The organism is Arenibacter hampyeongensis (genome assembly GCF_002909255.1).
Classification (GTDB): domain Bacteria; phylum Bacteroidota; class Bacteroidia; order Flavobacteriales; family Flavobacteriaceae; genus Arenibacter; species Arenibacter hampyeongensis.
This window is the reverse complement of the sequence record NZ_PIOB01000003.1, coordinates 507095-520209: the sequence shown is the minus strand read 5'-3', so window position 1 is coordinate 520209 and position 13115 is coordinate 507095. Positions and strand designations below refer to the sequence as shown.

The 13115-nt window shown below is 38.7% G+C and carries 7 protein-coding genes; 5 read left to right on the top strand and 2 right to left on the bottom strand.

Annotated features, from left to right (window positions below; translation table 11 throughout):
* Window positions 1-3 precede the first annotated feature (3 nt).
* Both CWD91_RS10600 and CWD91_RS10595 read right to left on the bottom strand, forming a co-directional pair.
* Complete coding sequence (locus CWD91_RS10600; RefSeq protein WP_103440907.1) at window positions 4-4419, bottom strand: CusA/CzcA family heavy metal efflux RND transporter; 4416 nt, start codon at window positions 4417-4419, stop codon at window positions 4-6.
* A 118-nt stretch (window positions 4420-4537) separates the two neighbouring features.
* Window positions 4538-4909, bottom strand: a complete 372-nt coding sequence (locus CWD91_RS10595; protein WP_103440906.1) for a hypothetical protein — start codon at window positions 4907-4909, stop codon at window positions 4538-4540.
* A gap of 722 nt (window positions 4910-5631) precedes the next feature.
* Here CWD91_RS10595 and CWD91_RS10590 point away from each other — a divergent pair.
* The 5 genes from CWD91_RS10590 (at window position 5632) to CWD91_RS10570 (ending at window position 13109) form a co-directional block, all read left to right on the top strand.
* Window positions 5632-10197 carry a hypothetical protein gene (locus CWD91_RS10590; RefSeq protein ID WP_103440905.1) on the top strand — a complete coding sequence of 1522 codons (4566 nt, stop codon included), beginning with the start codon at window positions 5632-5634 and terminating at the stop codon, window positions 10195-10197.
* Window positions 10198-10466: 269 nt separating this feature from the next.
* Complete coding sequence (locus tag CWD91_RS10585) at window positions 10467-11228, top strand: phospholipase D-like domain-containing protein (protein WP_157943765.1); 762 nt, start codon at window positions 10467-10469, stop codon at window positions 11226-11228.
* A gap of 245 nt (window positions 11229-11473) precedes the next feature.
* The gene (locus CWD91_RS10580) at window positions 11474-12019 is read left to right on the top strand and encodes a DUF488 domain-containing protein (RefSeq protein WP_103440904.1); all 546 of its coding nucleotides are present in this window, start codon (window positions 11474-11476) and stop codon (window positions 12017-12019) included.
* A 5-nt stretch (window positions 12020-12024) separates the two neighbouring features.
* Window positions 12025-12507 carry a DUF488 domain-containing protein gene (locus tag CWD91_RS10575; protein WP_103440903.1) on the top strand — a complete coding sequence of 161 codons (483 nt, stop codon included), beginning with the start codon at window positions 12025-12027 and terminating at the stop codon, window positions 12505-12507.
* 2 nt (window positions 12508-12509) lie between these two features.
* Complete coding sequence (locus CWD91_RS10570) at window positions 12510-13109, top strand: dual OB domain-containing protein (RefSeq protein WP_103440902.1); 600 nt, start codon at window positions 12510-12512, stop codon at window positions 13107-13109.
* Window positions 13110-13115 lie beyond the last annotated feature (6 nt).

The window sequence follows — 13115 nt, the reverse complement described above, 5'->3', positions numbered from 1 at the left end:
ATGTTATAGATTGCCCAACTGGTATTGTACCTCGATGGCCTGTTGGTTAAATTGATTGATATATTGTAAATGTGTTTGTTTTATCCTGATGGCACTATTTAGGATAGTGATATAGTTCACATATTCTATCTCGCCTTCCTTGGATGCCAATTGTGCCGTGGCTATCTGTTCTTCTGCCAATAACAATGCACCATCCTCATAATATTGCAATATCTTTTGTGTTTTTTCAAGGGATTTGAGCAATTGGGAAACACGGCTTTCAGTTATAGCTTTTTGTTCCAAATATTGATTTTCTGCGACCATCGCATCTGCCTTGGCTGCCTTTACCCTTGATTTCTGAGGATAAAACCATAACGGAATACTAATTCCTGCCTGATAGGTATTGAAGCCTGAAACATCATCTACCACTTGCCGTCCATAGGAAAGACTGAATTTTGGCAGGAACCCCGATTTTTCAACACCCACATTGGCTTTGCTTACTTCTACATTTTGAAGCGAATATTGCAATATGGGGTTATTTGCCACGGTCGTTGAATCCATTATATTGCTCAAATTCATTGGCTCATATAAAACCGAAAACGTTTCAATAGGTGCTTCCGTTCCCAAATACTGCTTTAGGGCCCGTTTGGCAATTTCAATATCATCATAGGCCTGTTGTCGCAATACTTGAATCTGCTGGTATTCCGAGGAAGCAGAAATAAATTCCAACTTTCCGGTTTCGCCCGTATCGTAACGCAATTGTGCTGCGGTCTTAAAATTGGCATAAACACTATCCAATTGTTCGGCAAAAAGAAGTTGCGCTTTATTATAATTTATTTGGTCATACGCTTGCATTACATTTCTTATCAATTGTTGCTCGTTTACCGCATAGAATTTTTCGCCCAGTGCCACACGCTGTTTGTAAAACTTCGATTTTGAAAAGCCAGAAAGCAAATCGATATTGCCCTGCTGTACACCAATAGTAGTCTGTATTCCAGGAAGATTATTGCCATATTCTTCTTTTCCTGTAAAAACCTGCGTGCTACCCATGTCGAAACTTGTACCTTTCATTGCTTGTTCGCGTTCAATAAAGGCTTGACTTTCTTTAAGGGATGGATAATTTTGCTTTGCCATTGCAATAGCTTCTTCCAAAGTAATGGGCTTCAGAACTGAAGTGGCCTGTTTTGTTTCCTGTGCAAAGCTATTTCCGGAAGTGAATACAGTACCCAATACTAATAGAACAATAATTACCGTGGTGCTTTTATTGACATAGCTTTCATCATCTTTATTACCCTTTTTTTCTTTTCGGGTTTCGAGCCAATAGTATAAAACAGGGATGACTACCAAGGTTAAAAATGTTGCCGTAAGCAGTCCACCAATTACCACTGTTGCAAGAGGCCGTTGAACTTCAGCACCACCAGAGGTAGAAACCGCCATAGGGATAAAGCCCATAATAGCCGCAGTTGCAGTAAGCAAAATTGGACGTAAACGTTCGTGCGTAGCTTCGTATATACGTTTTTTTAAATCTGTCATTCCACCTTCTTTTAGTTCATTGAATTTATTTATGAGTACCAGTCCATTCAATACAGCAACTCCAAAGAGTACAATAAACCCAACACCTGCAGATATACTAAAAGGCATACCACGGACCAACAGGGCGAAAACTCCACCAATGGCAGCCAAGGGTACGGCCATATAAATCATTAAGGACTGAGAAAATGAGTTGAGTGCGAAATAGAGCAATATGAAAATTAAGAACAATGCAATTGGTACAACAATCATTAATCGGTCTGTTGCTCGTTGCAAATTCTCAAAAGAACCGCCGTATGTGATATAATAACCCGCTGGTAATTTAACTTCGGCTTCCAATTTCTGCTGAATTTCCTCCACCATCGTTTTTACATCACGCCCACGGACATTGACACCAATGGAAATACGACGGTAGGTATTGTCCCTTGATATTTGCATCGGGCCAGGTTTGTAACTGATATCAGCTACTTCTTTTAAAGGTACTTGTGCACCACTTGGTAAATCGATATAAAGATTTTTTAGGCTATTGATGTCTTTTCTAAATTCCTTGGCCAAACGGATGACCACATCAAATCGTTTTTCGCCTTCGAAAATGACACTGGCTTTTTCACCCGCAAAAGCAGCACTCACATAATCGTTCAACTTATCAACGGTAACACCGTATTGTGCCATCTTTGCACGGTTGTAAACCACGGTCATTTGAGGCAGACCGCTGGTGGCTTCCACATTCAGGTCGGCCGCTCCGGGAACGGTTCTAATGACGGCTGCTATTTCTTTAATTTTATTAGCCAATACGCCCAGATCCTCGCCATATAATTTTATGGCGACATCTTCCCGAACACCTGTAAGCAACTCATTAAAACGAAGTTCTACGGGTTGTGTAAAAACAAAATTGACACCGGGAATCACAGAAATTTTCTCTTGAATTTTTTCTCTGAGTTCTTCTTTACTATCTGCCGAAGTCCATTTGCTTTTATCTTTCTCCAGAATAATATAGCTGTCGGCGATGTCCATAGGCATCGGATCAGTTGGGATTTCAGCAACACCAATACGTGAGACCATTGTTTTTACTTCAGGGAATTGTTTTACGATATTTTGAAGTTTTTTTGAAGCTTCAATGGATTCCGTAAGGCTACTACCAGGTTTTATAAGGGCCTGCATCGCAATATCGCCTTCATCAAATTTTGGAATAAATTCGCCACCCATATTGCTGAAAATAAATCCTGCAATCAATAATAGCCCGACGGCTCCAATTACAACACCTGCCTTAAAGCGCAGTGCAAAATTGAGCAACGGTACATAGGCTTTGTTTAAACCGAACATTATTTTATCACTAAACCTGTCAATCTTGTTTTCAAATTTGGCGAACCAACTATTTTGATCTTTGATGGGTTTTAAAAATAATGCCGAAATCATTGGTACGTAGGTAAGACAAAGAATTATCGCTCCCAAAACGGCAAATCCAAAGGTAAATGCCATCGGACGGAACATTTTTCCTTCAATTCCAGTTAAGAATAGAATAGGTGTAAATACTATTAGAATGATCAATTGTCCAAAAAATGCGGAATTCATCATCGTACTTGCCGATTCATAGGCTATTTCATCCATTTCAGATTTCTCGATAACAGTTGTAGTTTTTTTCATCCGTTGATGAATATGGAATACCATTCCTTCCACAATAATTACTGCTCCATCTACAATAATTCCAAAATCAATAGCTCCCAATGACATCAGATTGGCCCAAACACCAAATTGTTTCATTAAGATAAATGCGAACAATAGGGATAGTGGAATAACCGAGGCTGTTATCAATCCGCCACGGAAACTTCCCAAAAGTAGCACCAGAACGAATATTACGATCAACGACCCTTCTATAAGATTTTTTTCGACGGTACTTGTTGTTCTGTCAATGAGATCGCTTCGGCTTAAAAAAGTATCAATGTAAACGCCCTCCGGAAGGGATTTTTGAATTTCGATTATACGTTTCTCGACATTTTTGACCACGTTGCTCGGGCTTTGCCCTTTTAGCATCAAAATTTGTCCACCAACGGATTCGTGTCCATCTTGGGTAAAAGCACCATAACGCACCTGACTTCCATAACCTACTTTTTCTGCAACGTCACGAACTAAAACAGGACTACCGTTCTGTGAGGTAACAACAATATTTTCTAAATCGGCGATGCTACGTGCCAAGCCTTCGCCTCGAATAAAATTGGCTTGATGGTTTTTTTCGATATAAGCACCGCCCGTATTGGCATTATTAACTTTCAGGGCTTCAAAAACCTGATTCATTGTAATGCCAAAACTTTTCAATTTATCGGGGTTAATGGCTACTTCATATTGCTTTACAAATCCTCCAAAAGCATTGACCTCCACAACACCGGGCACTAATGCCATTTGACGCTTTACAATCCAATCCTGAATGGTACGTAACTCCATTGCATCAAATTTATCCTCGTAGCCTTCCTTTACTTTTAGCGTGTATTGGTAAATTTCGCCCAATCCCGTAGTAATTGGTGCCATAAAGGGCTTCCCAAATCCTGCGGGGATTTCTTCGCTCACTTCTGCAAGTTTCTCTTGCACCAACTGTCGGGGCAAATATGTTCCTGCTTCATCATCGAAAACAATGGTAACTACGGAAAGCCCAAAACGGGAAACGGAGCGCAACTCAATAACATCGGGTAAATTGGCCATTGCCAATTCCACCGGATAGGTTACAAATTGCTCAATATCCTCTGTCCCCAGATTAGGTGCAGTTGTTATAACTTGTACTTGGTTGTTGGTAATATCTGGTACCGAGCCCAGGTTTATAGTGGCCATAGAGTAAATGCCCGTGCCTACAAGTGCCACTATAAATAGCCCAATAATAAATTTATTATTAATGGAAAATGAAATGATTTTGTTAATCATGGATTACAGCGTTAATTCAGTTAAAAAAATGATGGTGTGCGCAATTGAATCCGATACTTATCGAAACGAAAGCTTCATAATAGGACAGAGTTATCCTAGTTGTCCTATGAAAACTGAATTATCCCCGTGGGGGTTGGTAAAGTGATTCCAGGAATCTGGAATTGAAGAGGAATGAATATTTGCCATACTCAAAGCTGTTTTCAAATCTTATAGACTTAATTTCAACTGAATTAGCGGGAGCAACAAATACTATGGGATGGCAGCACTGATTATGGGTATGTGATGGAATTTTGTCCTCTTCCGAACCCGTATGGTGGAATCCATTATCGCCTTCTGAATTAAAATAATCCTCGACCACATACTCAAAAAATGAATCTCCATCGTACTCCCTGTGATCTTGATAATGTTCAACGAAATGCGAAATTTTTTCAATTTGTTCACATAAGTCCATATCCATAGCTACTCCTTGAAGAAGAAAAATAAATGACATTGATATGGAAACAAATATATTCATTTGAATTGCAAAGGTAATTGAATTTTAGTGCAACTGGGTTGCAAAATTTTTAAATCCAATTGGTTTCATAAAACGACAGTGGCTGTCGCAGAAAGGTTAATTCTATAATTAGAGCTGTTTGTATTATAATATTCCGCGATATGTAATTTCGCTTTGGTACGGTATGATATTAAAAGGGCTTGCAGACCTTTTAATATTTGAGAGGTTGGCATACTTTGTACCACACTTTGTATATGTTTTTCTTCTAAAAAGTTTCATTTACAAGCGTAATGTGAGCGGGATGGTAAATAATCCAATCCTTTCTTTTAGAATATAGATAGTTTTTTCGCCGTATAATTTTTCCAACCAAATTGCACCTTAGAAATAGAACTTTATTCTTACATATTACGGTAATTTGATGCTTTAGCCTCGCTCACTTCAGGTTTGACCAAAATGCTTTGTTTGCAAGGTAACATGATAGAAAAAATTATAACTGACATAAAATTCCTACAAAATATACAATATTCTCTACTAGATATACAATCTGTTCTTGGGATATTCATTTTTGAAGTACCTTCCTATATATTCTTTTTTTAAAGACCTCACGACTTGCCAACAGCGATTGAACTTTTGGCATGATTTCCTTCCTCCAGTTCTAAAACCTTGTTTTAGATTCCTTTATTTATAATACGAAAATATTAACAGTTAAATCGAATGCTATGGCTGCAACAGGAAACAATTATATCGATTTCGTTTCGGAATTAATTTACGGTGATTTGGGAGCCGGGGAATTGGGAGCAGTAGCCCCCATAGGAGCAAAAAACCATATCCATTGGACACGAGATAATATTCCTTCATCAGGTGCAACCGCGGTAACTGGTGATGCCTTTCTTGAGCATCACCTAGATTATATGCTAAGCTTATACGAATCATGGCGAAGTAAATATTTCCTTCCTCCGGTGAGACCATGGGATGGACAAAGCAGTATGGAAGGCGAGCAATCGGCTACAGTTCCTGGAGCCGGCCCCTTACCTGGAAATACAGATGCATTGGGAACGAGTATTCGACTATATTACAACACCAATTATCGTAGCCTATTAACAGAAGAGATGGCTGATGAAGTAAAGGCGCCCTATAGTTACCGATATTGGGCATTTGTAAAATGGGCAAGCGATTTAAGAAAACGAGTTTTGGGGCAACCGGTAATACATGTTCACAAGGTTTTTGATAGAAATGGTACGATACTTTCTGAAAAAGATTTCACCGATATTTTTCATCAGGTGCATCATGTTTGGCATCCTAATGGACCAATAGGTGGAGGCTGGACAACTGCAACACCTTTCTTCAATACGAGTGTAGGTCAGCACCAAGGAAAAAAGGAAATAAGCCGTACCCAAGTGGGTGCGGAATTCTTCACTTTTCATAGGGATCATTTGGAGTTATTTGATCGCTGGTTAATAAGCACAGGTCAGGATGTAATACAAGACATAAATACATGTGCCCACGATACCGATCCCAATGACCCACCTCCTGCCGGAGTGCAATCTGATTACTCAGGTTATCCACATATTGAAGATTGGAGCGATAATCCACCGGATGTTATCTTTAACGATATTCATACGACTTATTGGGAAAGTGATGTGGATGAGTTTAGTAATATCGGGGAAATGGGTCAACGTTTTGCCACAGATTTTAATCAGTTTCCTGCTATAAATATACCCGGAGTTTCGGATACCGGTTATCATGGAACAGGGCATGTACTTAATGCTGATCTAGCACCACCAGTTGATAATAATCATTCGCCTCGTTTTTTTGCTTGGCACGGTTATAATGATAGTGTTTGGCGTAAAAGAGAGCCTAGATTTGACACTTTTAAATTGGTGCAATCAGACAATTCAGATTTTCCACAGCCAAATATATTGACCATTCTAAGAGATCTTAATGCGTCAACTGATACTGTTGAACCAAGTTTGGGTGTTGCCGGTATTGATATTACTAATGGTCAGGGAGCTTTACAAATTAAATTAAATGTAGAACCAGACCCTTTTGGTCGCACTTTAGAATTGGAATTAAAATGTGAGGTTTTTCGCGGAGCACTAGGTAGTACTGCCGTAATAGCATTAACACGAAATCTAACAATAATTCCAGCGGGTGTTCCAGCGGGGAATCAACGTTTGGCGAACGTCGATTTTTTTGAAGATTTTGATTTTGATGGAACGGCCGGAACCGAGGATACAGATTTTGATGGGCCTTTTAAATCAGATAATTTACTTTTTGTACCTACTCCAGTTGGTTTTAAAAATCACACTATCCGAATTAGCGGTTATCTAACTTGTACTTCGAAGCCAGATGGAACTGTGCCCATCGTAACTGGAACAATTTCAAGTGCCGGTTTAAATGTAACCGGTGTTGGGTCTGCATTCTCCTCTGAATTGAGACAAGGCGATTTAATTCGTAGCAACGGACAGGTTAGGATGATTACTAATATAAGCAACAATACCAGTTTAATTTTGCTTGAACCTTTTAGCCCGGATTTACCGGCTGGATCCACCTATGAACGATTGGACGGTTTTGATCATAAATCGGAAGTAGAGATCTCGTTAATTCAGGAAAAATCGGTACCTGATATCACAACTTATTTGGATTTAAGTACTTTTAGTATTGAGCAGGTAGCCGCTGTAGGAACCACGGTTTTTGACGATGCATTTTATGTTGTCTTACAAGATCAAACTACCAGACCGTATACAATTACATGGCCCGCAGATGTAGAGCCTGCCCTGTACGGCCTAATTGCTCCTCCATTATATTCAGCTGGTCTTTACACAGATTTGGCACACCGTCCTACCATTGAGTTGCGGGATGCTATAACGGATGCAGTGATACCGGGCGTGGAGGTGCTGGTTACCTCCTTACAACCTGAAGACCCGGGATTACATCCTACATTTCAGCAACGGGTCACTTGTCCTTGCCAGGTTACATTTACCGGGCAGGATGCGTTTGCCGGCTTAATTGCAGCAGGCGATTTCACTATGGTAAAGGTAGTGGTTACTGCAACAGACCGTTGTGGAAATCAAGTAGTTGATGATAGTATTCAAATCAGATTACAGTTTAATCCAAATCCATATATGTTGGATGGTCCAACGCATTGGTTAAGCACCGATACAAGGGTATTTCAAATTCCAGAAGGGCAGGCTCGTTTTGGGGTTCCAGCCGGATGGACAGATCCAAATACATTTATTCAACAAGTAATTTCTAATTTTAGAACAGGGAACGGTACTGCAGGAGGGGAAACCTTCGACGGTTTGGAGGCTGATCAAGGAGATGCTAAATTGGAGTATTCTACTAGCATAGGTGGAGTTAATATTTATAATTTTGCTTTGGCACAAGTGCATTTACAGAGTGAGGTTCCACTTGATGATCTACGGGTAACATTTAGGTTCTTTCGTTGGGGAGTGGCAAATGTAGAGTTTAACAATACACTGGCATATCGCTCAGATGCATCAACCATTGGTTTGCTCGGGAAAACCACGTCTAACGAGTTGGCATCCATTCCGTTTTTTGCTGAACCTCGGGTGGCAACCACTGTGGATATGGGCACACAGATCGATCCTTTCAACTTATTTGATTTCGCCCCTACCGGAGGAACGGAAGCGCTAAGTTATTTTGGTGCTTATCTGGATATAAATCAGACAACGCCACGCTTTCCGCAGACGTACACGGGTGATGGACCCTTTATTGGCGCTTTGCAGAGCATTCGGGATTTATTGGAAGATCATCACCAGTGTATGGTAGTTGAATTGCTACATCCTTCAGATCCCACTATAAATGGATCTACACCTGGCAATTCAGATAATCTATCCCAGCGAAACTTGCTGATCGTTCAAACAGCAAACCCCGGTTCGGAAATAACCAGGACTGTACAACATGCTTTTAATATTGATTTAACAAGGAGTATAAAAAGACCACAAAAAGATCTTCCTCCAATAATAGATCCAATTCATTTGCATCATTCCCATAGTGATGACGGGCACGGTCTGTCCGTGGCTGACACTGATAATCATGAAAATCACGATAAGGGCAATATACTATTGAACAATAGTTTATCACCAATAAAAATCAATCGAGCTCGACCCATAGTGGATGGAAACCACCATAATGGCGACTTAAAATCGGAAGTATTACATCTTGAGGAAAGTTGGTTGGCGCAATCTCCTGGATTGCTAAAGCGCTTTAAGGATAAGTTGCATGCCAAGCATGAAGCAATGGAAAGGTGGACCTTTAGTATTGACAAATGGAAACCCACAACTGGACTGGATGAGTTGGCGATTTTTTGGAATAACCTTCCCAAAACCTCAGAAGTTGAACTCTACCTACCAGGGGTGAATGTCGAGGAAATATTCAATTTCAGAAGCCTAAGACACGCACCCTCTACGGTAAAAATAGTTGATTCACATACTTTAAGACTTTTCCCCACTGGGACCACATATTTGCCAATTGCCCCATTCTGGGGTGATAATATATCGGGCTTGATAAAAGTAAAATTACCGGCCGGTATAAAAAAAGGACAACGCTTTAAAGTTGATATTTTGCAAATGCGTGCAGATGAAGCACGTACCTTAGGTGGGTTTCAGCTAAATATTCAAGTGGAAAAAGCGTTAGAAATTCTAGATGCCGATCTTCGCATACTTGAATTGTTTCACAAGCGGTTTAGTGTGAAAAAGGCTGACGACAGATGGTATCCTATAGTTGCCAGACAGGTTGAATTTGCAAGAAAACGTGCAAAAGATATGGTTGCTTTGGCAAATGAGGAGAACCCGGAAATGGAGCCTTTGGAATGGAAGGACCCCACAGAATTTCAGAAGGGTAAAAAGGTGAGGGTCGTAATAGAGAAAATTCAAATCACAGATGATAGGGAACCATTTTTTAAAGGCAAAGGTGAGTTTCGTTTTTTTGCCAAAGTATATACGCCGAACAACGGCGGGATATTAACAAAAAACATATTTCCTTTAAAGGGGCACTACCATTTAAGTGATATCAAAGGGTCGAATGAAATTATTCTCAATGCCGCCATATTTGAAAATTGGGTTGAGGACAAATTAAGGATCCAGATCGGCGGCGTAGAGTTGGACACCTTTGATCCGGATGATCATCTTCTTAATTATAAGCAAGAATATGACGGAAATCCAGTGTCATGGTTTAAAAATTATTCACCTTCAGGAGACCCCATTGATTCGATGGATATGGATGGATGGAAACTATGGTATCGAATTGAGCAGGCGGGATAGAAATTAAGACTTTTGGAAAAATATCTTGTAGGTTGGGATTTGAACCTATTAAACTTATATGTCAATCTGTACTATACTGTCTTGCGTGGCGCATGTCTCTACCCACCCGAGGGAAAACTTTGAGCGGATCCACATGGACGTTCGTAAATTTCTCCCGTTAAAGCTAAAACGGCCTTAATTTGTTGATAACTAATGGCTTTGGGGTTATATGCGTTTTAATAAAAGCTTCGGATTTTGTAATTTAATAGGTCAACAATAATGATGAAACCATGTATTATAATCAGGCCATCTGCGATATATATATCGGTACGGGAGCCGGAAAGAAATTAATGGAGGACATTGAGAATGCCAAGCAATCGGTAAAAATTGTATCGCCATATCTTTCTCTCTTTCTGGTCAAGAAATTGATCGACCTGTATTTTAGGGGCATTGAGGTGCAATTGATTACTATGGATAACATAGAGGATTTTTACGGGGATAGACAAAAGAATATCTGTCAACTTATCATTCAGGACAGAAGTATTGATAATGATGCAAAGTCCCTTCGATTAAAATGGGTCAATAGAAAAAGATTGCTTTACTTTTTTTTGATTGTAATGATTTTAATGTTGTGTATCATGGCATTTATTACCTGGAATCGCATGGTTTTATGGGGAGGTATTCCTTTGATCCTGGTTTGGCTCTTGATTCGGCATTACACATCGAAAATTAGGAACGCTAAAATCTACAAATATTCCTACAGACAGTTATTTCCATTCAAGGTATTTACAACTCCTGAAGATAACTCCTATTCACATCCTTTTGTTCATGGGAAATTGTACTTGATCGACGATGGGATTGCGTATTTGGGTTCCTTGAATTTCACTGGAAATGGGACCAAGAATAACTATGAAACCAGAATTCGAATTACAGACAGAAATGCGGTTAAGGAATTGGTGGTTGAATTTGATGCCTTGCTTCATAATGAGAACCAACCCGAAAGATATATTGTTGAGTGGGGAAGGGAATTGTATGAGGAGGCCAGATATTGACAGATAACGTTCTGCGTTATCTCTTTCCATAGAAGGCATTACAATGACAAGTCTTCAATATCTAAATTTTTTGTGCTGGTTGGTGCGCTGGCGTATTTGTCTCATCTTTTTCTTTAAGTTTATCTTTTAAAAATATTCTTCGTAAAAGGTAATAGAACACTTAATACGCGAGATGACAATAAGAGGTAACTGTAATGTCTGTGGAATGTTTTTGATAAATGAAGTATATGTCCTAAATTTGAGATATGGGGAAATCAACGATTTATTCAATTGGTCATGGGAATAAGCAATTTGATGAGTTAGTTAGTGAACTTAAAAGATATCGAATTGAATTTCTCTTAGATGTTAGGTCTAGTCCTATGTCTAAATTTAACTTCCATTTTAATAGAGCGTGGCTGGAAAAAGATTTGCCTGATAATAATATTACATATGAATTCCTAGGAGAATATCTTGGGGGCCTGCCCAAAGACAGGTCTTGCTATACAAATGGTAAAGTAGATTATGCTAAAATAAGAACTAAAAAATTCTTTAAAGATGGTATAGATTTATTAATTGAAGCAAATGAAGAAAAAATGCGAATTGCTTTAATGTGTAGCGAGTCCAAGCCAGAAGAATGTCATAGGTGTAAATTAATTGGTCAGGAACTAATGAATCATGACATTTCAGTCCAGCATATTACTGCAAATGGGCTTAAATCTCAAGAGGAGGTCATTGAAATATTAACTCAGGGATTCGGGGTCAATGATCTTTTTGGAGAGAATGACTTCACTTCTAGAAACACATATTTGTAATAATAATGGAGTTTTATACTATAGGTGTGTACAATTCTTCAGAGGCTAATTTTTATCAGAAGCTTATTGAAAATAAAATTGATACTTTTTGTGATATACGCCAAAGAAGAGGTGTTCGTGGTTCCAAATACTCATTTGTAAATAGTAAACAATTACAATCCAAGCTTCAAAATCATAATATCAAATATATACATTCCCTTGATTTGGCTCCTACCAAAGAAATTAGAGCATTACAGAAAGAGGCTGATTTAAACAATTCTGAATTAAAAAGAAATAGGAGATCTTTGGGACAGGTATTTATAAATGAATATAACAATCAAATTATTAATACTTTTAATTTTAACCAGTTCATTATTGATCTTGAAAATCTTAATGCTAACAAGATTGTTCTATTTTGCGTAGAAGAAGATCATAAGGCATGTCATAGGTCATTGGTAGCGGAAAAGTTATCTTCTATGGAGTATCAGTTCCAAGTAAAAAATATTTAATTTTGGAGGTACTGATAACATCAAAAACCAAATGGAGCAAATATTATTGCATAGGTGGGTTGGAATTGCCTTCCAATAGGATGGTCAGGTTAATGACTTCAATTGGCACTTATCAACCACTTAACTGTCCCTTCGAAATTGGAAATATTTGGGATTTGGAATACAATTATTACCCCGATTCCCCACCACATATAGAAGATGTTAGAGTCATTCGCAGAAATGGATTGGTAGGTAAACATCATGACTTTGTTAGCTATGTAAAAAACAATTGTGTTATTTGGAATGGTGACTTTAATGAATTATACGAAGGAAAACTACAATGGACATATGCAGGTAGTGGATACTTAAATAATCCAAATAATGTACCAGCAAACAGTGTAGGATTTTGGATTTCTGATAATGAATTAACATGGGATGGTAAGGAATATTATGTTTATGAAAGAGGAATTTTGCTTAGAAATCGAAAATTTAAATACAAGGGTATTGTTCCGCCAATTGATGTAATACCAGTTGGCACATTAATTAGAGTTTCACTTGCGAAATGGTGGGATGCACATGGGGAAAAAAGATGTTATTTACAACTATCTGGTTGGCATTTATAAGTTCCC

What these genes read in the sequence shown, in the direction of transcription:
- CWD91_RS10600 (WP_103440907.1), bottom strand. Translation starts at nt 4,419, where the DNA reads ATGATTAACAAAATCATTTCATTTTCCATTAATAATAAATTTATTATT.
- CWD91_RS10595 (WP_103440906.1), bottom strand. Translation starts at nt 4,909, where the DNA reads ATGTCATTTATTTTTCTTCTTCAAGGAGTAGCTATGGATATGGACTTA.
- CWD91_RS10590 (WP_103440905.1), top strand. Translation starts at nt 5,632, where the DNA reads ATGGCTGCAACAGGAAACAATTATATCGATTTCGTTTCGGAATTAATT.
- CWD91_RS10585 (WP_157943765.1), top strand. Translation starts at nt 10,467, where the DNA reads ATGTATTATAATCAGGCCATCTGCGATATATATATCGGTACGGGAGCC.
- CWD91_RS10580 (WP_103440904.1), top strand. Translation starts at nt 11,474, where the DNA reads ATGGGGAAATCAACGATTTATTCAATTGGTCATGGGAATAAGCAATTT.
- CWD91_RS10575 (WP_103440903.1), top strand. Translation starts at nt 12,025, where the DNA reads ATGGAGTTTTATACTATAGGTGTGTACAATTCTTCAGAGGCTAATTTT.